This is a genomic window from uncultured Methylobacterium sp., from assembly GCF_964251405.1.
Lineage (GTDB): Bacteria > Pseudomonadota > Alphaproteobacteria > Rhizobiales > Beijerinckiaceae > Methylobacterium.
Genome location: NZ_CAXUJR010000022.1, coordinates 1 through 20,706 on the forward strand (window position 1 = coordinate 1; position 20,706 = coordinate 20,706).

25 protein-coding genes are annotated in these 20,706 nt (G+C 69.3%); 15 read left to right on the forward strand and 10 right to left on the reverse strand.

Annotation, left to right across the window (positions count from 1 at the left end):
- Nucleotides 1–124: 124 nt before the first annotated feature.
- Nucleotides 125–268, reverse strand: coding sequence for a hypothetical protein (locus ACFE7U_RS06225; protein WP_375408864.1), 144 nt, complete (start codon nt 266–268; stop codon nt 125–127).
- Nucleotides 269–366: 98 nt separating this feature from the next.
- Here ACFE7U_RS06225 and ACFE7U_RS06230 point away from each other — a divergent pair, with 98 nt between their 5' ends.
- The 6 genes from ACFE7U_RS06230 (at nt 367) to ACFE7U_RS06255 (ending at nt 3,432) form a co-directional block, all read left to right on the forward strand.
- Nucleotides 367–981 (forward strand): lysozyme, encoded by a 615-nt coding sequence (locus tag ACFE7U_RS06230; RefSeq protein ID WP_375408865.1) that lies wholly within the window; start codon nt 367–369, stop codon nt 979–981.
- 47 nt (nt 982–1,028) lie between these two features.
- A complete protein-coding gene (locus tag ACFE7U_RS06235; protein ID WP_375408866.1) occupies nt 1,029–1,556 on the forward strand; it encodes a hypothetical protein in 528 nt (175 codons plus the stop codon).
- A 28-nt stretch (nt 1,557–1,584) separates the two neighbouring features.
- Nucleotides 1,585–1,950 (forward strand): hypothetical protein, encoded by a 366-nt coding sequence (locus tag ACFE7U_RS06240; RefSeq protein WP_375408867.1) that lies wholly within the window; start codon nt 1,585–1,587, stop codon nt 1,948–1,950.
- 80 nt (nt 1,951–2,030) lie between these two features.
- A complete protein-coding gene (locus ACFE7U_RS06245; protein WP_375408868.1) occupies nt 2,031–2,252 on the forward strand; it encodes a hypothetical protein in 222 nt (73 codons plus the stop codon).
- 88 nt (nt 2,253–2,340) lie between these two features.
- On the forward strand, nt 2,341–2,724 hold the full coding sequence (locus ACFE7U_RS06250) for a PepSY domain-containing protein (protein ID WP_375408869.1): 384 nt from the start codon (nt 2,341–2,343) through the stop codon (nt 2,722–2,724).
- Between the two features lie 30 nt (nt 2,725–2,754).
- Nucleotides 2,755–3,432 carry a response regulator transcription factor gene (locus ACFE7U_RS06255; RefSeq protein ID WP_375408870.1) on the forward strand — a complete coding sequence of 226 codons (678 nt, stop codon included), beginning with the start codon at nt 2,755–2,757 and terminating at the stop codon, nt 3,430–3,432.
- Nucleotides 3,433–3,441: 9 nt separating this feature from the next.
- On the opposite strand, the gene ACFE7U_RS06260 is transcribed toward ACFE7U_RS06255, so the two are convergent.
- Both ACFE7U_RS06260 and ACFE7U_RS06265 read right to left on the reverse strand, forming a co-directional pair.
- On the reverse strand, nt 3,442–3,636 hold the full coding sequence (locus ACFE7U_RS06260) for a hypothetical protein (protein ID WP_375408871.1): 195 nt from the start codon (nt 3,634–3,636) through the stop codon (nt 3,442–3,444).
- A 57-nt stretch (nt 3,637–3,693) separates the two neighbouring features.
- Nucleotides 3,694–3,981, reverse strand: coding sequence for a type II toxin-antitoxin system VapB family antitoxin (locus ACFE7U_RS06265; RefSeq protein ID WP_375408872.1), 288 nt, complete (start codon nt 3,979–3,981; stop codon nt 3,694–3,696).
- Nucleotides 3,982–4,052: 71 nt separating this feature from the next.
- Here ACFE7U_RS06265 and ACFE7U_RS06270 point away from each other — a divergent pair, with 71 nt between their 5' ends.
- The 8 genes from ACFE7U_RS06270 (at nt 4,053) to ACFE7U_RS06305 (ending at nt 12,747) form a co-directional block, all read left to right on the forward strand.
- A complete protein-coding gene (locus ACFE7U_RS06270) occupies nt 4,053–5,471 on the forward strand; it encodes a sensor histidine kinase (RefSeq protein ID WP_375408873.1) in 1,419 nt (472 codons plus the stop codon).
- A gap of 143 nt (nt 5,472–5,614) precedes the next feature.
- The gene (ccmI, locus tag ACFE7U_RS06275; protein ID WP_375408874.1) at nt 5,615–7,141 is read left to right on the forward strand and encodes a c-type cytochrome biogenesis protein CcmI; all 1,527 of its coding nucleotides are present in this window, start codon (nt 5,615–5,617) and stop codon (nt 7,139–7,141) included.
- Nucleotides 7,142–7,281: 140 nt separating this feature from the next.
- Nucleotides 7,282–7,797: a cytochrome c maturation protein CcmE gene (gene ccmE, locus ACFE7U_RS06280; protein WP_375408875.1), complete on the forward strand. Its 516-nt coding sequence runs from the start codon at nt 7,282–7,284 to the stop codon at nt 7,795–7,797.
- Nucleotides 7,798–7,828: 31 nt separating this feature from the next.
- Nucleotides 7,829–9,832 carry a heme lyase CcmF/NrfE family subunit gene (locus ACFE7U_RS06285; protein WP_375408876.1) on the forward strand — a complete coding sequence of 668 codons (2,004 nt, stop codon included), beginning with the start codon at nt 7,829–7,831 and terminating at the stop codon, nt 9,830–9,832.
- Nucleotides 9,829–10,296, forward strand: coding sequence for a cytochrome c-type biogenesis protein CcmH (locus ACFE7U_RS06290; RefSeq protein ID WP_375408877.1), 468 nt, complete (start codon nt 9,829–9,831; stop codon nt 10,294–10,296). The genes ACFE7U_RS06285 and ACFE7U_RS06290 overlap by 4 nt, the downstream gene beginning before the upstream one ends.
- 187 nt (nt 10,297–10,483) lie before the next feature.
- The gene (locus ACFE7U_RS06295) at nt 10,484–10,840 is read left to right on the forward strand and encodes a hypothetical protein (protein WP_375408878.1); all 357 of its coding nucleotides are present in this window, start codon (nt 10,484–10,486) and stop codon (nt 10,838–10,840) included.
- Nucleotides 10,841–11,047: 207 nt separating this feature from the next.
- The gene (locus ACFE7U_RS06300) at nt 11,048–11,743 is read left to right on the forward strand and encodes a DUF1007 family protein (protein WP_375408905.1); all 696 of its coding nucleotides are present in this window, start codon (nt 11,048–11,050) and stop codon (nt 11,741–11,743) included.
- A complete protein-coding gene (locus tag ACFE7U_RS06305) occupies nt 11,734–12,747 on the forward strand; it encodes a nickel/cobalt transporter (RefSeq protein WP_375408879.1) in 1,014 nt (337 codons plus the stop codon). The genes ACFE7U_RS06300 and ACFE7U_RS06305 overlap by 10 nt, the downstream gene beginning before the upstream one ends.
- Nucleotides 12,748–12,764: 17 nt before the next feature.
- Here ACFE7U_RS06305 and ACFE7U_RS06310 read toward each other — a convergent pair whose 3' ends face one another.
- The 4 genes from ACFE7U_RS06310 to ACFE7U_RS06325 all read right to left on the reverse strand — a co-directional run bounded on the left by ACFE7U_RS06310 (nt 12,765) and on the right by ACFE7U_RS06325 (nt 15,642).
- Complete coding sequence (locus tag ACFE7U_RS06310) at nt 12,765–13,340, reverse strand: histidine phosphatase family protein (protein WP_375408880.1); 576 nt, start codon at nt 13,338–13,340, stop codon at nt 12,765–12,767.
- Nucleotides 13,337–13,951 carry a cysteine hydrolase family protein gene (locus tag ACFE7U_RS06315; protein ID WP_375408906.1) on the reverse strand — a complete coding sequence of 205 codons (615 nt, stop codon included), beginning with the start codon at nt 13,949–13,951 and terminating at the stop codon, nt 13,337–13,339. Before ACFE7U_RS06315 ends, ACFE7U_RS06310 begins: the two co-directional genes overlap by 4 nt.
- 80 nt (nt 13,952–14,031) lie before the next feature.
- Complete coding sequence (locus tag ACFE7U_RS06320) at nt 14,032–15,033, reverse strand: SDR family oxidoreductase (protein WP_375408881.1); 1,002 nt, start codon at nt 15,031–15,033, stop codon at nt 14,032–14,034.
- 99 nt (nt 15,034–15,132) lie between these two features.
- A complete protein-coding gene (locus ACFE7U_RS06325) occupies nt 15,133–15,642 on the reverse strand; it encodes a ferritin-like domain-containing protein (RefSeq protein WP_375408882.1) in 510 nt (169 codons plus the stop codon).
- A gap of 452 nt (nt 15,643–16,094) precedes the next feature.
- Here ACFE7U_RS06325 and ACFE7U_RS06330 point away from each other — a divergent pair, with 452 nt between their 5' ends.
- The gene (locus ACFE7U_RS06330; RefSeq protein WP_375408883.1) at nt 16,095–17,120 is read left to right on the forward strand and encodes a tyrosine recombinase XerC; all 1,026 of its coding nucleotides are present in this window, start codon (nt 16,095–16,097) and stop codon (nt 17,118–17,120) included.
- Here the strand turns inward: ACFE7U_RS06330 and ACFE7U_RS06335 are convergent.
- The 3 genes from ACFE7U_RS06335 to odhB all read right to left on the reverse strand — a co-directional run bounded on the left by ACFE7U_RS06335 (nt 17,074) and on the right by odhB (nt 20,629).
- Nucleotides 17,074–17,796 (reverse strand): glutathione S-transferase, encoded by a 723-nt coding sequence (locus ACFE7U_RS06335; protein ID WP_375408884.1) that lies wholly within the window; start codon nt 17,794–17,796, stop codon nt 17,074–17,076. The genes ACFE7U_RS06330 and ACFE7U_RS06335 overlap by 47 nt on opposite strands.
- Nucleotides 17,797–17,800: 4 nt before the next feature.
- On the reverse strand, nt 17,801–19,201 hold the full coding sequence (lpdA, locus tag ACFE7U_RS06340; RefSeq protein ID WP_375408885.1) for a dihydrolipoyl dehydrogenase: 1,401 nt from the start codon (nt 19,199–19,201) through the stop codon (nt 17,801–17,803).
- A 111-nt stretch (nt 19,202–19,312) separates the two neighbouring features.
- Nucleotides 19,313–20,629 (reverse strand): 2-oxoglutarate dehydrogenase complex dihydrolipoyllysine-residue succinyltransferase, encoded by a 1,317-nt coding sequence (odhB, locus tag ACFE7U_RS06345; protein ID WP_375408886.1) that lies wholly within the window; start codon nt 20,627–20,629, stop codon nt 19,313–19,315.
- Between the last annotated feature and the right edge of the window lie 77 nt (nt 20,630–20,706).

Sequence of the window (20,706 nt, forward strand, 5' to 3'; positions counted from 1 at the left end):
GTGGGGATGTCGTCGCCACGCAGGCCATCACCGTCGAGCGCTACGGGTTCCGCACGGACGAGCTGCTGATGTTCCTCGCCCGTGGCTTCGAGGCACGCCTCGAAGCCCTCGAGACTGCCTGATCTCAGAACCCCATCCGCTCGACCAGCCACCAGGTCGAACCCGCGATGACCGCGCACCAGGCGATGGTGACGCCCGCTCCGAAGAACAGCGCGACCTTGATCAACCTGTCTTTCCAGGCATCCGCGTCCCGTTCCTGAACATCCATCGTCCTCGATTGCCCCATTGCGCTGCCTCGCCCCCTCGATGTGGGGAGAACGCGCAAGGCGCGCACCACCGTTCCCGTGTCCTGCCAGGAGACAACCCATGGACCTCAGCGCCATCGGCCGCGCCGCGCTCATCGCCCGGGAGGGGCGGCGGCTGTCCGCCTACCGCGATTCCGTCGGCGTGTGGACGATCGGCGTCGGCCATACCAGCGCGGCCGGACCGCCGGTGGTGACGCCGGGCCTGCGCCTGAGCGCCCAGGATTGCGACGCGCTGTTTACCCGCGACGTGGCTCGCTATGCCGAGACGGTGCGGGGCGCGGTGCCGGCCGACCTGCCGGATCATGCCTTCGACGCCCTCGTCTCGCTCTGCTTCAACATCGGGCAGCCGGCCTTCCTGCGCTCGACCGTTGCCAAGCGCCTCGCGGCGGGAGACCGGGACGGAGCGGCGCGCGCCTTCCTGATGTGGAACCGGCCCGCGGCCGTGATCACGCGCCGGGAGGCCGAGCACGACCAGTTCGTCACCCCCTACGCGGTCGCCCTGCCGTCGCCGCGTCGTGGCGAGGCGGCGGTGTCGGCGCCGCCCGCCGCGCCGCCGGGTCGTCGCCCGGTCCCGCGGGTCGTCGCACCGTTCCGGCGCAGCCTGCCGGACGCGCCGAAGCGCGCTTCGCCGAGCCTGTGGGCACGGCTCCTCGCCCGCCTGCGCCCCGGCGCCTGACGCGACCACGGCACCCACCCGCTTCGAGACACGTGAAGGTCATCGCCATGTTCCGATATCGCCTCGCCACCCTCACCGCCGTCGTCCTCGGCGCCGCCGCCCCCTGTATCGCGAATCCCCTGGAGCCTGCGGCGGGCGTGGTCCTGCCGTGGGGCGACGCGGTCGTCGCCCTCGCGCAGACCGCCACGAGCGTGCTGCTCCCCCTGGCGATCGCCGCGGCCACCGCCGCGGTCGCGCGAATCGCCGGCCCCCTGCGGGTCCTCGTCACCGCCACCCTCGTCGAACGCCTCGTGCGCAACGTCGCGGATTACGCCGTCAACGCGGTGGCGGGCGCCGCGCGGGGCCGGACCCTCGACATCCCCGTCGGCTCGGCGGTGATCGCCGGGGCGGTCCAGCGCGGGGTCGACCAGGCGCCGGGCTGGCTCATCGCTGCCGCGGGCGGTCGGGAGGGCCTCGCCGGCAAGGTCTTTCGCAGCCTGCCGCTCGATCCGGAGGCGACCGTGGCCAACACCCTGGTTCCGGCCCTGGCCAGGGCCCTGTCCGAACGGACCCGGGCGGGGCGTCCGCTCCCCTGATGGCGACCGAACGGCGTGGGAGGCCAGCGTGGACAAGATCGCCCTCGGCAAGGCCGCCCTCGACGCCGCCCGGCTGCTGTTCTCGGATGGGGGAGCGGGTTGGATCGTGGCGTTCCTCCTCGGCCTGGCCTGCCTTCACCTCCACCGGGAGGCCCAGCGCGCTCTGGAGGGGCGCATCGGCGAGACCGGCGCCACGGCGACCGCCCTCGAACGCGCCTCGCAGACCAACGCCGCCGTCGCCGCCGCCCTGGAGAGCCGCACCCGGGTCATCGAGGATCTCTCGCGGCTCGTGAGCGAGATCGCCCGCGGTCTCGACCGCAGCGACGAGCGCGCCCGCGACCGGTTCGACGAGATCCTGCGTCGGATCGCCGACCTGCAGCAGCGTTCACGCTGACGGGACCGGCGCACGCGAATTCCCGCCTGCGCCGAGACTTGAGTGACCATCGAAGAGCCGCGCGAGGAAAGGCCCATCCCATGGCAGCCACCCCACGTCCGTCCCGCCTCCGTGCCACTTGGCCGGGGACCGCGCAGGGCCGTCGCCGCGCCGCCGCCCTGCGCCTCAGCGCGGCCCACCGGCGCTTCGACCGCTCGATCGCCGCCCTGCGCAAGGCGGCCCTCGACCAGGTCGACCGCCAGGTCGTGGTGAGCGTCGCGCTTCGCGCCGCCACCGACCGCCTCGCAGCCGGCGGGCTTTGACGTCGGGCGTGGAACCTGGGAGGCTGAATCCCGCTCGATCCGTCCGTATTCAGGGCGCATTCAGTGCCCGGAGGGCACAGCCTTAGCGATGCGTTACGTCCTCGCCCTGTTGTTCGTCGGCCTGACCGTCGCGGTGCTCGCGACGGAGTCCGTCGGTACGCTGGCCGAGGAATCGGCGGCACCGGTCGTCGGCACGATTCCGGTCCAGTCGATCCCGGCGCAGGCGATCCCCCGCAACGAGGCCTGCCTGAGCCCCGCCGACCTGCGCGAGGCCGTCGCCGACAAGCGCGTGATCGAGCCCGTGGCCGCGATCCGGGCCGCCCGCCAGGTCATTCCGCGGGCGGAGATCCAGCGTGCCCGCCTGTGCCGGCGCGAGGAGGGCCTGGTTTATCTTCTCACGGCCTTGCGCCGGGACGGCCAGTTCGTACACGTGATGATCGACGCGACCACGGGACAGATCACCGAACGGTGACGGGTCTGCGCAGAGAGGGAGGGTTGTGAGGTGAGGCTGCTCGTCGTCGAGGACGACCGCGACATCAACCGTCAGGTGGTCAGCGCGCTGGAAGAGGCCGGCTACGTCGCCGACAAGGCCTTCGATGGCGAGGAGGGCGGCTATCTCGGCGAAAGCGAGCCCTACGACGCCATCATCCTCGACATGGGCCTGCCCAAGGCGGACGGCGTCAGCGTCCTCCAGAAGTGGCGCCGGGCCGGCATCAAGACCCCCGTCATCATCCTCACCGCCCGCGACCGCTGGTCGGACAAGGTCGACGGATTCGACGCCGGCGCCGACGATTACGTCACCAAACCCTTCCATATGGAGGAGCTGATGGCGCGCGTCCGCGCGCTCCTGCGCCGCGCGGCCGGCCACGCCACCAGCCAGATCGCCTGCGGCCCGGTCGTGCTCGATACCCGCTCGGGCCGCGTCTTCGTCGACGGCAACCCGGTGAAGCTGACGAGCCACGAGTACCGGCTGCTGTCCTACCTGATGCACCATACCGGCCGTGTCGTTTCGCGGGCCGAGCTGACCGAGCACCTCTACGACCAGGATTTCGACCGCGATTCCAACACCATCGAGGTCTTCGTCGGGCGGCTGAGGAAGAAGCTGGCGGTGGACCTGATCCAGACGGTTCGGGGCTTGGGGTACCTCGTCGACCCGACCCAGCCCGCGCCGCGGGTGTGAGGCGGTCGCTCAAGGGCCGGTGTCGATGTCCGTCTGGGGGAAATCGTCGCCCTTGAACAACAATGGCACGCGATGGTTCTTGGCGGCCGCGTAGGCGAAGCAATCGGCCATGTTGAGCCTTGCGGGATGACCCTGCGCCATTCCGAATCGCGCGAAGGCTGCGAGCGCGCCATCCGCATCCTCCAGCGTCGCCGCGACGACCATGGGCGGGACACGAGCATCGGGCTCCCTGATCAGGATCGCGACGAGCGCCGACGAACATCAATCGTCGCCGCTCAATTCGTCGCGGAACGCCTTGTCCGCCTTGAGCCCGGTATCCGGCCGCGACTTGATCCGATCCTGGAGCGGCTTCAACCGCTCCCACAAGCCGAGCGTCTCGTCCTCGCGCCGCAGCTCGTTGCCGACCGCGAGCTTGACGGCTTCCGTCAGAGGAAAGCGCTTGCGCTGCGCGAGCATGCGGACAAGACGGTCGGTCTCTTCGTCGCGGATATGCAGCGTTATGACGGTCCCTCCACTCCGATGTACATCATTCGCCTTCGCGATCGACATCGATGCGCGCCACGGGCCGGGCGTCGTCGCTCATCCGGTCGGGACGGATTTCCCATGACGACGAGATCGCGATGAGCCCCTTCCCAGCCTGGCTCCCCTTCCGGCGCCGCTCCATCGCGGTGCGCCTCGCGACCTCGGCGCTGATCGCGAGCGCGGCCATCCTGCTCATCGCCGCCTGGATCCTGACGACGCTCTACCGCGAGAGCACCGAGCGCGCCTTCGACAGCCGGCTCCTCGTCTACGCCAACAACCTCGCCACCGACCTCGTCGCTCCCACCGACCCCGAGAGCCGCTCCTTCACGCTCAGCGACCCGCGCTTCGACCTGCCGCTCTCGGGCTGGTACTGGCAGATCGGCCGACCCGACGCGAAGCCTCGCGACCTGCGCACCTCGCGTTCCCTGGTCGGCGTTCCCCTGAAGGCCGCGGGGCGGCCGGACACGAATGCGGGGGTCGGACAGATCCGCCAGGGCTACGGCCGGGCGCAGGACGAACGGGCCCTGCGCATCATCGAGCGCGACGTCGATCTCGGCGAGGAGGGCCGCTACACGGTCCGCGTCGCCGGCCCCGCCGACGAGATCGAGAACGACGTCGGGCGTTTCCGCTTCTCGCTGATGGTGACCTTCGGGCTGCTCGGCCTGTCGCTGGCGCTGACCACCCTCCTGCAGATCCGCTTCGGTCTCGCGCCGCTCGCCAAGCTCCGCTCCGCGCTGGGCGCCATCCGCCGGGGTGAGGCGGACCGAATCACCGGCCTGTACCCGCGCGACATCGCTCCCCTCACCGGCGAGGTGAACCTCCTGATCGAGACCAACCGCGAGATCCTGGAGCGCGCCCGCACCCAGGTCGGCAACCTCGCCCATGCGCTGAAGACGCCGCTCTCGATCATCGTCAACGAGGTCGGTGCGGCCGACGCCCCGAAGGAACTCGCCGACAAGGTCCGGGAGCAGGCCGCGGTGATGCGCGACCAGGTCAACTACCACCTCGACCGCGCCCGCGCCGCCGCGCTCGCCGGCACGCTCGGCACCTCGACCGAGGTCGAGCCGGCGCTCGCCGGGCTGGTGCGGACCTTCGGCAAGATCTACCGCGACAAGGACATCGCCTACGAGGTCAGCGTACCGGCGGGACTGCGCTTCCGCGGCGAGCGCCAGGATTTCGAGGAGATGGTGGGCAACCTCGTCGACAACGCCTCGAAATGGGCCCATGGCCGCGTCTCGATCCGCGCCGAGGCGGTGGACCAGGACGACTATCCCCACCTTCTCGTGGCGGTGGAGGATGACGGCCCTGGCCTGCCGCCGGACGACCGCAAGGCGGTGATCGGGCGCGGCCGGCGCCTCGACGAGACCAAGCCCGGCTCGGGACTCGGGCTCTCCATCGTCGCGGACCTCGCCACGCTCTATCGTGGCCGTTTCCGCCTGGAGGAGGCGACCCTCGGCGGCCTGCGCGCGGTGATCGAGGTGCCGGGCGATGCGCCGGCCGGCGTCGGACACGCTTGACCTCGTGTGGCTCGAGCCCTCCCAGGGTGACCGCAGGCCGATTCAGTGTGCCGTGGGGCTAGCGTGACACCGTGTCACCACTCGGCCTCGTCGTTCGGCACCCCGCGGATCTCTAACATCGGCACAATAGCGTCTGAGGTGTGATGACGGCGATCTGGTTCATTCTGGCGTTCATGACGGGGCTTGCCGTGCTCAGCCTGCTCTGGCCGATGTCCCGCCGGACGCGAACGGTCGATGCCGCACCCGACACGGGTGCGCTTGCCACCGAGGCCGGCTTCTACGAGGACCAGCTGCGCGAGATCGACCGCGACCTCGCTCGCGGCCTCATCGCACCCGCGGAGGCAGAGGCGGCGCGCACCGAGGCGGGACGACGCCTGATCCGGGCCAACCGGCAGGGCGTGCCCAAGGCGGCCGGCGGGATGGCGGAGCCGGCCCTGCGCCAGCGCCGGGCAGCCTCCGCTTTCGCGCTCTCGACGATCCCCCTGGTGGCGCTCATCGCCTACGGCATCTACGGCTCGCCGCACCTGCCCGCGCAGACCGTCGGCGAACGCCAGGCCGCCCGGAGCGGCGACCAGGATCTTCTCAAGGCGGTGGGACAGATCGAGGCGCGGCTCGCCAGCGATCCCAAAGACGGCCGCGGCTGGGCCGTGCTCGCCCCCGTCTATATGCGCATGGGCCGGTTCGACGATGCGGTCCGGGCCTACGAGATGGCGAACCGGATCCTGGGCGAGACCCCGGAGCGGCTTTCCGACCTCGGCGAGGCGATGGCGGCGGCTGGCAACGGCGCGATCTCGCCCGAAGCACGGGGCGTCTTCGAGCGGGCGACCAGTCTCGATCCGGATGCGGCCAAGCCCCGGTTTTACCTCGCCCGCGCCGCCGAACTCGCGGGCGACGTCCCCGGCGCCGTCGAGCGCCTGACCCGAATGGCCGAGGGCGCCCCGGCCGACGCGCCCTGGCTCCCGCTTGTGCGCGAGAACCTCGCGCGGCTGAAGGGCGAACCCTCACCGCCGCCACCGACCGGCGAGGCCAATGCCAGTCCGGACCCGGCGGCGATGCCGCCGCAGGCCAGGGACGCGGCCATTCGCGGCATGGTCGACAGCCTCGACCAGCGGCTCGCGGCCAAGGGCGGCACGGCCGACGAGTGGGGGCGCCTCGTCCGCTCCTACGCGGTGCTCGGCGAGCGCGAGAAAGCCGTGGCGGCGCTCGCCCGGGCGCGGACGGCCATGACGAAAGATGTCGATGGCTTGGCCCGGATCGAGGCGATCGCCGGGGAGTTCGGATTATCGGCCGGCGCGTCCCAGGGTACTCAGCCGCAGGGCAAGGCCCCACAGGGTGCGATCGCGCCCCCCCGCCCGCCTGCCGCCGAAGCCGACACCGAGGCCGCCATCGCCGCCGTCAAGGCGATGCCGGCAGCCGAGCGCGATGCCGCCATCCGCGGCATGGTGGCCGGTCTCGACCGGCGCCTGGCCGCGAAGGGCGGGACGCTCGACGAATGGCTGCGGCTCGTGCGCTCCTACTCCGCGCTGGGCGAACGCAAACAGGCCGCCCAGGCCCTCGACCGCGCCCGGATGGCGCTGAGCCCCGTTCCGGCCTCGGTAGCCCGGCTCGATGAGCTTGCCAGGGAGCTCGATCTGCACGGCACCGAGCCGCGTCAGGCCACCACACCCTGACAATCGGTCCCGCTTCCGCCCCTTGACCCCCGCTTCCCACCAGCCGACATCGGAACGACGCCTGATTGAAGACGACGCCAGGGGTCGAGCGGTATCGTCCGATTCCCCGATGACCGCCCGAAACAGCACGGGACGACGATGTGACCCGCAAGAGCCGCCGCCTGATCATCATCGCAGCCTGCGGCGGCGTCCTGACGCTGGCGCTCGGTCTGATCCTGTCGGCGATGAGCGGCTCGATCGTGTTCTTCCGCTCGCCCACCGAGGTCGCTCAGCAGGGCGTGGCGCCGGGCACGCGGTTCCGCATCGGCGGTCTCGTCCAGGACGGTTCCCTCAAGCGGGGTCCGGACCAGACCGTCGACTTCCTCGTCACCGACACCAACGCCACCGTTCCGGTCCAGTACCGCGGCCTCCTGCCCGACCTCTTCCGAGAGGGCCAGGGCGTCGTCGCCGAGGGCTCCCTGATCCCCGGCGGAATCTTCAAGGCGGATACGGTGCTGGCCAAGCACGACGAATCCTACATGCCCCGCGAGGTCGCCGACGCCCTGAAGGCACAGGGACGCTGGCAGGAGGGCGGTGCCAAGAAGGAGGGCGCCGCCAACTCGCCCGCTTCGGCTTCCACAGGCGGCGCCACCCTGGGTCCGCGCAGCGACAGATGATGCAAACCGGGCACCGGAAGGACACGAACCCTTGCTGATCGAGGTCGGCCATTTCGCGCTCGCGCTGGCCCTGGCGCTCTCCCTCGTCCAGGTCGTGATGCCTATCTGGGCGGCGCGCTCGGGCGACGCCGCCATGCGCGCCGTGGCGGCGCCGGCCGCGCTCGGCACCTTCGCCTGCATCCTGTTCTCGTTCGCGGCCCTGACGTACGGCCACATCACGTCGGACTTCTCGGTCCAGAACGTGATCGAGAACTCGCACACCACGAAGCCCTTCCTCTACAAGATCTCCGGCGTCTGGGGGAACCACGAGGGCTCGATGCTGCTCTGGGTCCTCATCCTCGCGCTGTTCGGGGCTCTGGTCGCCGTCGCCAAGGATTCGGTACCCGCGGTGCTGCGCGCCAACACCCTGGCGGTGCAGGGCCTGATCACCCTCGTGTTCGTGCTCTTCATCATCACGACATCGAACCCGTTCAACCGGGTCAATCCGGCGCCGATGGAAGGCAATGACCTCAATCCGCTCCTGCAAGATTTCGGCCTCGCGGTGCATCCGCCGCTGCTCTACGTCGGCTATGTCGGCTTCTCGATCACCTTCGCCTTCGCCATCGCGGCGCTGATCGACGGGCGCATCGACGCGGTCTGGGCTCGCGCCGTCAGGCCCTGGACCCTCACCGCCTGGAGCTTCCTGACGCTCGGCATCGCGATGGGCTCGTACTGGGCCTATTACGAACTCGGCTGGGGCGGCTGGTGGTTCTGGGACCCGGTCGAGAACGCCTCGCTGATGCCCTGGCTCGCCGGCACCGCGCTCCTCCACTCCACGGTGGTGATGGAGAAGCGCGACGCCTTGAAGGTGTGGACGGTGCTGCTCGCCATCCTCACCTTCTCTCTCTCGCTGCTCGGCACCTTCATCGTCCGCTCGGGCGTGCTGACCTCCGTGCACACCTTCGCCACCGACCCGACCCGCGGCATCTTCATCCTCGCGATCCTCATCCTGTTCGTCGGCGGATCGCTGGCCCTGTTCGCCTGGCGGGCGCCGGCCCTGCGCCAGGGCGGGCTGTTCGCGCCGATCTCGCGCGAGGGCGCGCTGGTGATGAACAACCTGTTCCTCGCCGCCGGCTGCGCCACCGTGTTCGTGGGTACGCTCTATCCGCTGCTGCTCGAATCGCTGACCGGCGAGAAGATCTCGGTGGGGCCGCCCTTCTTCAACTATACCTTCGTGCCGATCGCGATCCCGCTCCTCCTGATCGTCCCCTTCGGCCAGACGCTGGCTTGGAAGCGGGGCGACGTGCACGCCGCCTCGCAGCGCTTGTTCGCGGCCTTGGGCGTCGCGCTCGTGGTCGGCCTCGCGGCCTTGGCGCTCACCTGGGGCGGCCCGCTGATGGCTCCGATCGGGGTCGGCCTCGGAGCCTACCTCGTCATCGGGGCCGCGATGGAGATCGTCTCGCGTGCCCGCGGCTACGGCGGCAGCCGGTCGTCGAAGCCCGCCATCGTCCTGCGCCGGGCGCTCGGCCTGCCGCGCTCGGCCTGGGGTACCGCGCTCGCCCATGCGGGTGTCGGCATCGTCGTCCTCGGCATCGCCGCGCAGGGCTGGGCGACGGAGGGTCTCAGCGTCGTCAAGCCAGGGCAGTCCCTGGCGAGCGGACCCTATTCCGCCACCCTCGAGCGGGTCGGCCCGCGAACGGGCGAGAACTACGAGGAGACCACGGCCTTCCTGACCATCCGCAACGCGGGGGGCGACGCCGTCGGCACCGTCGAGACCGGCAAGCGCTTCTATCCGAGCCGCCGGATGACGGTGACCGAATCCGGGCTCATGACCATCGGCGCCAGCCAAGTCTATGCCAGCATCGGCGAGGTCATGCCCGACGGTGGCATCGGCCTGCGCCTCTACTATAAGCCCCTGGTGCTCCTGATCTGGCTCGGTGCCGTGGTGATGGCGCTCGGCGGTGGGATCTCCCTCACCGACCGGCGCATGCGGGTGGGAGCTCCGGCCAAGGCCAAGTCCAAGCCCCTGCCTCCCAGCGCGGTGCCGGCGGAATGAACGCCGCCCCGCTCCGGATCGCAGCCCTCGCGATCATGGCCGTCCTCGCGGCCGGCGGAGCCTCGGCGGTCCAGCCCGACGAGGTGCTGAACGATCCACGCATGGAGTCGCGGGCTCGCGACATCTCCTCGGGCCTGCGCTGCCTCGTGTGCCAGAACCAGTCCATCGACGATTCCGACGCGCCTCTGGCCCGCGACCTGCGCCTCATCGTCCGCGAGCGCCTGAAGGCCGGCGACAGTGACGCCCAGATCCAGGACTACGTCGTCGGGCGCTACGGCGAGTATGTGCTGCTGCGTCCGGTTCTTGCCCTCCACACGCTCCTGCTCTGGCTGACGCCGGTCGTCGTCCTCGGGCTCGGTGCCCTGGGAATCTGGCGTCTGGCAAGATCGCGCAAGTCCATGACACCGCAACGGTTGACGGCGGCCGAGGAAGCCGAGATCGCCGCGCTGACCCATCGCGATTGATCGGACCCTGCGTTATTATGCATGGCTCGGTCGGTTTTTGGCCGACCTATGCGCAGGGCGCATTTTCGCGTTGCAATAATCCCATCTTCGCAGTGCACCATTTCGTCGTCATGTTGCGGTCTCCCGGTGCTACCGGCTCCCGTTCGGGCACTCCCGGCGGCAGTAACCGCACAGGCTCAGTTCCAACATGCGCAACGTCTCCAAAACCCTCATCGCGGCGGCCCTCACTCTCGCTTCCGGCTCGGCCATCGCCGCCGAACTCCAGGCGGCCCGCTCGAACTCGATCGACCTCGGCTCGTTCCGCGGCTCGGCCTATTACACCGTCGAGAAGGGCGGCTACCGCGTCGTCGCCACCCTCGCGGCAGTGAACACAGGCTCCGACAACCCGCAGGTGGTCCGCATGGTCACCACTCTCAACGCCGACCAGACGGTGCACCTCTCGGTTCCGGGCGCGCTCGGCGCCGACGGTCGCGAGGCCACGGTGGCCTTCTCGCGCCGGGGTGACCGGGTCGAGGTGGCGTCGGCCGACAGCGACGCCTACTGAGCCGCCCGGGCGCGGCCGCGAGCCGCGCCTTCATGGCAATAGCTCGAAGCCTGTCCGCGCTGCGGGCAGGCTTTTCTCATGAACGGTGTCCTGCGCCGCGCCTCGCTTTCGCCCCACTGAAACGGGACGACAGGTCCCTGCAGTCGCGGGTTTCGTGGCGCGCTGACGATTTGTTAACCACGAACCGCGAGCGTCCTCAGCCATATGATGCCGAACGCTCACCGTTTCCCCCGCCTCCCCGCCCTCGCGGTCGCTCTCGGCCTTGCCACGGCAGGAACGGCGCAGGCGCACCCCCATGTCTGGATCACAGCCAAGGCAGAGGTCGCCTACGGGCCGGGCGGGCGCGTCACCGGCATCCGTCATGCCTGGACCTTCGACGCATCCTACTCGGCCTTCGTCACGCAGGGGCTCGACGCCAACGGCGACGGCAAGCTGACGTCGGAGGAACTGGCCGGGCTGGCTGCCGAGAACACCACCAACCTGTCCGAGTTCGGGTATTTCACCAAGCTCAAGGTGGCCGGCAAAGATCAGGTCTTCGCCGAGCCGGTGGAGCCCCGTATGGCGATGGACGGCGACAAGCTGACCTTGAGCTTCCTGCTTCCGGTGAAGGGTCCGGTCGCGCAAGGCCGCGGCGTCGCGGCGTTGGAGGTCTACGATCCGACCTACTTCGTCGCCTTCAGCCTCTCGGAGGCCGCCGACGTCGCCCGGCTCGTGGATGCCCCGGCGGGATGCGCGACCACGGTGACGCGGGCGAAATCCGACGTGGCGTCCAATGGCCAAGCCGGTGCCGCCAGTGCCGGTGCCACCAAGCCCGGCATGTCGGAGGCCTTCTTCGAAGCTCTCACCAACGCCTCCAACTACGGCGCGCAATTCGCCAACCGGATCCTGGTGGCATGTCCATAGGGGCCTCGCCGGGCCTCGCCGTCGGTGGGGCACGCCTCGGAACGCGGCTCTGCATCGCCGCGGCGGCGATCCTCATCGCCGCCCTCGTGCTGACCGGCCTCTCGATCCTCGTCGCTCCGACGGTGGCCCCACCAACGCGCTCGCCCTTCGGCATGGGACTGCGCGAGGCCGCCCCGGCGGCGACGGGGCTCGGCGGGTGGATCCTCGCCCTCCAATCGAGCTTTTCCCGGAGCCTTCAGACGGCCGTAGCGGCGATGAAGGCGGAGGGCGGCTGGGGGCCGATGCTGCTCCTCGGGTTCGCCTACGGGGTTTTCCACGCGGCCGGGCCGGGCCATGGCAAGGCCGTCATCGCCGGATATCTCCTGGCCGGCGAGCGCGCCCTGGGCCGCGGCTTCTCCCTGAGCCTCGCCGCTGCCCTGCTCCAGGCATTGGTGGCCATCGCCATCGTCGGCGTCGGAACCCTGCTGCTGGGCGCCACCGCGGCGAGCATGAGCCGCGCCGGGACCGCCATCGAGACCGCCAGCTTCGTCTTCGTGGCGTTGCTCGGCGTGGCGATGACGTGGCGCAAGGCCGGACGTCTGGCGACGATCGTCGATGGGGCATCCGCCGGCTCCTCCTGCGCGTCCGGATGCGGCCATGTCCATCTCAACGACCCCGCCGCCCTCGACAGGCTCCAAGGTTGGCCCGCCCGCCTCGGCGTCGTGCTGGCCGCGGGATCGCGGCCCTGTGCGGGCGCGATCCTCATCCTGGTCTTCTCGGCCTCTCAGGGCCTGCTGATGGCGGGCATCGCCGCGACCCTCGCCATGGCTCTGGGCACGGCCCTGACGACGGGGTTGCTCGCCAGCCTCGCGGTCTTCGCCAAGGCCTTCGCCCTGCGGCTGGCCAGCGGGAGGGCACGGACCGGAGCTCTCCTCATCGGCGGGCTCGAAGTCCTTGCCGGAGCCTTCGTGATGATCCTCGGGATCGCGATGCTGGCCGGTCTCGCCGTCGGCGTCGGCGGCTGAGGGTCAGGCCACTTCGGTCATGCGGCTCGAGTTAGGTCGAACTCGATGGATTGGCAGTTGTCGAGCCAGGTTCCGGTAAGATGGAAGAAGAACGTCCCGTGGCCTACGACCGCGATGGTGCGTTCGGGCCGGGCCGCCAGCCAGTCCCGGAAAGCGGCGACGCGCCGATCGAAGATCGCCCGGGGCTCGACATGGAAGCCTCGCTCGTTCGGCTCGCCATCGGCGTACCACCACGTCTCGGGAAGGTGATCGACCCGCATGTCCGGGAATTCGGCCGCGATCAGGGAGGCGGCGCGACCGACGTCGCAGCTGCTCTCCTGGCATTCCCGGTGAAGCACTTCGACGAGGATCTCGGGGTTGGCCGGATGATCCGCGAACAGGCCGACCGTGGTCTGGATGGCGCGGGTGAGGGGGGATGTCACCACGAGGTCGAAGGGGACACGCTGCAACGACCCCCGGGCGGCGGCGACCTGCGCGAGGCCGCGCTCGGTCAGGAGGGCATCGATGTGCCCCGGATCGCGGCCTGTTTCCCGATGGGCGGCATTGAAGGTCGATTCACCGTGGCGGATACAGACGATGCGGGGTGGTGTCATGGGCTCCAGCTCTGCAGGACGCTCTCCGTCGTGACGGTCTCGACCTGCTGGCCATAGCGGGAGCGATACAGCGTGAGAAGAGCATCGTGTGCCGCATCGGAGGACGAGCACAGCGCGTCCGTGACGACGACGACGCGATATCCACGATCAACGGCACCCAGCACCGTCCCAAGGACGCAGACGTCGGTCTCACCGCCGGTGACCACGATGGCGTCGATGCCGCGGGCCTGGAGCCGTTCGTCGAGATCGGTCTCCATCCAGGGTGAGTAGACCGTCTTGTCGACGATCGTGGCCGGCGGCGCGAATCCCGCCAGTTCCGGCACAAGGTCGATCAGCTTGGGGTCGAGGGCCTGGCGCGTCATCGACGACCAGCGTTCGTAGTAGGCCGCCCAGGTTCCGCGTCCCTGACCGGGCCGGTCGGCGGGAATGAAGCGCGTGAACACGGTCCTGGCCGGATGAGCGGCGACGATGCGGCGGACGTTGGGAAGCGCCCTGGCGATCCAGGGCATATGCCAGTCGGTCTCCTCCGCGAAGATCCCCTGCATGTCGACGCAGAGGTGGATGCAGGACTCGCCCAAGGGACCGAATCGCAGGACGTCGTCATCGCAGATTGTGTTCATTGTGGTTCAGATCGCGGGTTTTGCCCTCTCGATGGGGCTTCGGGCAGACATGGCGAATGCTCGTGGGCGGGTCAGCGCCGGGCGACCCGCCGTGTCAGGATGACGGCGGCGATTCCGGCGGCGGCGAGGAGCCCCGTGGCGGCAGGGTTGATCGTCGCTCGCGTATAGTAGCTGCGTCGCATCACGTAGCCCGGATGGTCCCCGCGGACGCGGCCGTCATGCCCGGCCGCGTGAAGGGCGCCGGCCGCGTCGCGTGGAGGTTCCGTACGCAGCTGCTGGCCGACCATCGTCCGCCCGACCCGATCGAAGGCCCTCGGAGCCAGCGCCTGGAACGCGCTCATCACGCGTCCGCCGCCACCGACATAGATGTCCCGCTGCGGGTTCTCCGCAGCATGGACGATCGCGAGCGCGACCTCCCGAGGATCGTAGACCGGAGGCGGCAGCTTCGGCTCCTGGTCGGTGTAGTTCCGGGCGTGCTGCGGGAACGGCGTGTCGATAGCCGCAGGCTTGATGAGGGTGACCGAGACCGGGGCACCTTCCTCTTCGAGCTCGATCCGCAGGCTGTCCGTGAACCCCTTGATGGCGTGTTTGCTCGCGCAATACATGCCCTGCAGCGGGAAGGCGACGTCGGACGCCACGCTGCCCAGATTGATCAGGACGCCGCCGCTGCGCTTCAGGTGAGGGAGGGCGACCAGCGAACCATAGACCACTCCCCAGAAGTTGGTCTGGAACAGTGCCTGATGATCGGTGTCGCTCACTTGCTCGAGACGGCCGAAGATCGACAGGCCCGCATCGTTCACCCAGGTATCGATTCGGCCGAACCGGCCGATCGTGAGGTCGGCGACACGCTGGAGATCCTCCCGGCGCCCGACATCCGCGACGACCGGGACGGCTTCGGCGCCGGAGGCTCCAATCTCCGCAGCGATCGTCTCGAGCGCTTCTCCATTGCGGGCGACGAGAACGACCTTCGCACCCCGGCCCGCGGCCATCTTCGCCGCGGCGAGGCCGATGCCGCTCGACGCTCCGGTGATGACGATGATCTGCTGGTGAAGAGGCTTGTGCGATGGGCGCAAGACGAGGCTCCGTGATAGGGGATGAGTGCCTGGATCAAGAGACGAGCGTCGCATCGGGAGCGGATCCCGACGCGGCTTTTTCACAAACCCGAGCGCCGGTCAGCGGTCGGCCTTGGCGCCCGTGGTGGTGAGCTCGATGTAGCGCTGCGTGGTCGGCCGGATGAGATCGTGGACCTGCTGCGCCATCGTCTGCTCTTCCTTGAGCGACGTCTCGAACGCCGAGACGAACCGGGACTGGCCGGCAGCCTCGGTGATGACGATCAGGGAATTGTAGACGGCGATCTCGAAGTTCTCGAAGGCGTGGTTGGCGAAGCTGTTCTTCAGGATCTCGTCCTGCGCCGGGGCATGGGCCAGGGCAGCCATGTTGCCCATGAAACCCAGGATGCCTTCCTTGAGGGCCGAGGGGCTCTCGTTGACGGCGCTCATCGCGTCTTGCAGCCGGTCGCGCTGCTGATGGGTTTCGTCGATATGGCGGCGCAGGATGCGCTCCATCTCGGGGTAGCGCTGGAGACGCTCGACCTGCCGTTCCATGATCTGCAGGGCTTGCAGCTCGACGGCGTGGGCGTTCTTGAGGGCGGCGGCGTAGATCGCGTGAATGTCGTCGGCCATGGGGGTGTTCGCTCCTCGGTATGGCGTTGCTGGCGCGAGCGTCACGGCTGACGCCTTCGGCCGCCGGAATTTCGAGGCGGGCGTCCAGGTGTCAGCGGGATGTCGTACCTTGGGCAGGGAATGGCGACCTCCCCGGTTATGTTCCCTTGAGCAGGGTCTCACTGACCCATCTCAAGGCGTCGTCCAGTAAACAGCCAAGTTTCGTGGACAGAACGATCTTAACCCATGTCATCTGAATTGGACTACGATCGATCTTACCTCTGCAACCATCAGTCGACGCGCGCATCGGCCGCAGCGGATGCATGGGCCGGCACGGTTCTGTTCTCGGAGATCTAACAACGCCGATCGACGCGACGACAAGGCTCACATTTGGCCGGAGGCCCGCCCGCGGCGCAACGACTTCTCAATCGAGTTCGGCCTTGATGGGCAGCTTCCATAGGGACGGGCCTTCCATGCTGCAGCCGACTCCTCCCCTTGCGACCACGCATGAAATCCTGCCGCCCGGCGATGACGCCTTGCAGTCGGAGGTCCTTGCTTGGCAGGACACGCTCGTCCGCGAGCGCCGGATGGCGGCGAATACGGTGGAGGCCTATGGCCGCGACCTGCGCCAGTTCCTTCTCCACCGGCAGGCGCGGCACGGGACGCTGGGTATCGCCGACCTGATCGGCCTGAAGCCCCGCGACCTGCGCGGCTTCATGGCGGCGCGGCGGGGGGAGGGCATCGGCGGGCGCTCGCTGATGCGGGCGTTGGCGGGGCTGCGTTCCTTCGCCAAGCATCTAGAGCGCGAAGGCCACGGCACGGTGGCGGCGCTGGGCGGCGTGCGCTCGCCCAAGGTCGAGCGACGCCTTCCGCGTCCGATTCCGATCAAGGCCGCCAGGGCGATGACCGATGTCGACCTTCGGGCCGGCGAGACCCGCGATCCGTGGATCCTCGCCCGGGATGCCGCCGTACTGGCCTTGCTCTACGGCTCAGGGCTTCGCATCTCCGAGGCGCTCGGCCTGGCGCGCCGGGATGCCCCGCTGCCGGGCGTCGAGTCCGTCACCGTGACGGGCAAGGGCGACAAGCAGCGGATGGTGCCGATCCTGCCGGTGGTGGCCGAAGCGGTGGCCGCCTATGTCGTAACCTGCCCTCACCCCCTGCCGCCCGATGGCCCGCTCTTCGTCGGGGCCAAGGGCGGGCCGCTCTCGCCGCGGATCATCCAGTACGCGGTCGCGGCCATGCGGGGTGGCCTCGGCTTGCCCGACACCGCGACGCCCCACGCCCTTCGCCACTCCTTCGCCACCCACCTCCTCGGGCGGCAGGGTGAATTGAGGGCGATCCAGGAACTGCTCGGCCACGCCTCCCTCTCGACGACGCAGCTCTACACCAAGGTCGATGCGGCCCGATTGATGGACGCCTTCGACCATGCCCATCCTCGCGCGGGCTCGACGGTTACCCGTCGAGCTCCCGATAGCGCCGGAAGATCCCAAGCTCGTTGAACGGGAGGCGGCGCGGACTGGCGAGATAGGCCGCGATCCGGGGGCGCATCCGCACCGCCTCGTGCAGGGCGCGCAGATGCGGATTGTCCGTGAGGGCTGCGGCCGTGGCCTTCGGGAAGGCGTAGCGCAGGCCGTCGACGAGCTGGAACAGCGACAGGTCGGCATAGGTGAAGGCGTCGCCCACGAGATGCCGGCCGCCGCTCCGCGTCAGCACGTGCTCGAACCAGGCGAAGAATTCCGGCACCCGATCGCTGCGGAAATGGCCTGCGCGCCGGGAGGCCTCCGCCATCTGCTCCTCGTAGGTGAGGCCGATGGTGATCGGATGATGGGAGTCGTGCGCTTCCGAGACCATGTCGGCGATGGTGAGCTGGATCTGGTGTGTCCAGAACCTGTCCGGCTCGGAGGCAGGCGAGAGCCCGAGGCGTGGCCCGAGATAGAGCAGGATCGCGGCGGTCTGGCCGACGACCACGTCGCCGTCCATGAGGAATGGCGGCGCGAAGGCGGGGCGGCGCGCGATCGGGTCCTCCAGGAGGCCCATCATGGCCCTAAGACCCCGACCCTCCGCTTCGCTGCCACGTGCGATATCGACGTACTCGGCACCGACTTCCTCAAGGGCGAGGCGGACGAACTCGCCGCGCCCTTGGGCCGTCGGCCAATCGTACAGCGCGTAGGCCATCGCCTCAGATGTGGATCGCCCGCTTGCCCACGGCCAGGGCGGCTTCCTTGACAGCCTCGGTCAGGGTCGGGTGAGCATGGCAGGTGCGCGCCACGTCCTCGGCGGAGGCGCCGAATTCCATCGCCACAGCCACCTCGGCGATGAGGTTGCCGGCATCCGCGCCGACGATGTGGACGCCGAGCACACGGTCGGTCGTGGCGTCGGCCAGGATCTTCACGAAGCCCTCGGTCGTGTTGTTGACCTTGGCGCGGCCGTTGGCGGTGAAGGGGAATTTACCCGAATTGTAGGCGATCCCGTCCTTCTTCAGCTCCTCCTCAGTCTTCCCGACCGAGGCGACCTCCGGATAAGTGTAGACCACGTTGGGGATCACGCCGTAATTCACGTGGCCGGACTGACCGGCGAGCAGTTCGGCGACCGCGACGCCCTCGTCCTCGGCCTTGTGGGCGAGCATCGGCCCGGCGATGACGTCGCCGATCGCGTAGATGCCGGTGACGTTGGTGGCGTAGTGGCTGTCGGTCTGGATGCGGCCCTTGTCGTCGCGCCCGACGCCCACCGTCTCGAGCCCGAGGCCCTCGGTGTAGGGGACGCGGCCGACCGCCACCAGCACCACGTCGGCCCGGAGCGTCTCGGCCTCGCCGCCTGCAGCGGGCTCCACCGTGACGGTCGCGGCTCCGTCGGCCACCTCGACGCCGGTGACCTTCGAGGACAGCTTGAAGACGACGCCCTGCTTGCCGAGGATGCGCTGGAACTGCTTGCCGACCTCGCCGTCCATGCCGGGCAGGATGCGGTCGAGGTACTCGACCACGGTCACCTCCGAGCCCAGGCGACGCCAGACGGACCCGAGTTCGAGGCCGATGACGCCGGCCCCGATGATGAGGAGCTTGCTCGGCACGCTCTTGAGATCGAGGGCGCCCGTAGAGGAGACGACGACCTCCTCGTCGATGGTGACGCCCGGAAGCCGCGTCACGTCCGAGCCCGTCGCGATGACGACGTTCTTCGTCTCCAGCATCTGGTTGCCGCCGTCCTCCGACAGCACTTCGACCCTGCCGGCGCCGGCGAGCCGCGCGGTCCCGCGATAGGCGTCGATGCCGTTCTTCTTCAGGAGGAACTCGACGCCCTTGGTGTTGCCGTCGACGCCGTCCTGCTTGAAGCTCATCATCTTCGTCAGGTCGAGCTCGGGCGCGTTCACGATGACGCCCATGTCGGCGAAGTGCTTGCCGGCCTCCTCGAAGGCCTCCGAGGCGTGGAGCAACGCCTTCGACGGGATGCAGCCGACGTTGAGGCAGGTGCCGCCATGCGTCGCCCGCTTCTCCACCACGGCCGTCTTGAGGCCGAGCTGGGCGGCCCGGATGGCGCAGACGTAACCGCCGGGGCCGGTGCCGATGACGACGAGATCGTAGGACATGCGTGGGTGACTCGCTTCTAAGATCGGCGGGTCAGATCCCACCATCGGATTTAGGCGTGCGCATGCGGCCGGCCTCGTAGCCGGATGGCTGGCGACGGCAGCGACCGAACGTCAGAGATCCAGTACCAACCGCGCCGGATCCTCCAACGCCTCCTTCACCCGCACCAGGAAGGTCACGGCCTCCTTCCCGTCGACGATGCGGTGGTCGTAGGACAGGGCCAGATACATCATCGGACGCGCCTCGATCTTGCCGGCGCGGACCACCGGGCGCTCCTCGATGCGGTGCATGCCGAGGATGCCGGATTGCGGGGCGTTGAGGATCGGGGTCGACATCAGCGAGCCGTAGATGCCGCCGTTGGTGATGGTGAAGGTGCCGCCCTGCATCTCCTCGATGGAGAGCTTGCCGTCGCGGGCCTTCTTGCCGAAGCCCGAGATCGTCTTCTCGATGCCGGCGATGGAGAGGTCGTCCGCATTGCGCACCACCGGAACCACGAGGCCCTTATCGGTCCCGACGGCGATGCCGATGTGATAGTAGTTCTTGTAGACGAGGTCCGTCCCGTCGATCTCGGCATTGACCGCGGGCACGTCCTTCAGCGCTCCGATCACCGCCTTGGTGAAGAATCCCATGAAGCCGAGCTTGGTACCGTGCTTCTTCTCGAACATGTCCTTGTATTGGCTGCGCAGGGCCATCACGGCACCCATGTCGACGTCGTTGAACGTCGTCAGCATCGCCGCGGTGTCCTGGGCGTCCTTGAGCCGGCGCGCGATGGTCTGGCGCAGCTTCGTCATCTTCACGCGCTCCTCGCGCGCGGCGTCGTCGGGCTTCGAGGCCGGGCGAGGAGCGGCGGGCTTGGTCTCCCTGGCGGGTGCCGCGGCAGGCGCGGGGGCCGGACCCTTGGCCGTGGCCTCGATCATGTCACCCTTGGTGACGCGGCCGTCCTTGCCGGTCCCGTTGACGGTAGCGGGATCGACCCCGGACTCGCGTGCCATCTTGGCCACCGCAGGACCATTGTCGCCCGAGGGCCGGCTCGCCGGCGGCGCAGCGTCGCCATGATTGCCGTAGGCCGCCGAGGATTCGGTCGCCGGCGCGGCGTCGGACGGGACCGCCTGCCCGGCGTCCGGTGCCTCGGTACGCGTCTCGGACTTGGTCTCCGTCTTCTTGGGAGCGGCGGCCTTGGCCCCACCGGCACCCGCCTCGACGATCGAGCCGAGCAGGGCGCCGGGCTCCACCGTCTCCCCGTCTTTGGCGACGATCTCGCCGAGCTCTCCGGCGGCCGGCGCGTTGACCTCCAGCGTGACCTTGTCGGTCTCCAACTCCACCAGCGGCTCGTCGGCGGCAACCGCATCGCCCGGCTTCTTGAACCAGCGGCCGATGGTGGCCTCGCTCACGGATTCGCCGAGCGTCGGGACGAGGATGTCGGTTGGCATTGTGTGTTCCCCGGAGGGTTGCGGCCGCGGCAAGCGCGGCCTGAAAGGGTGGCGCCCGGCGGGCCGGTGCGTCGGGT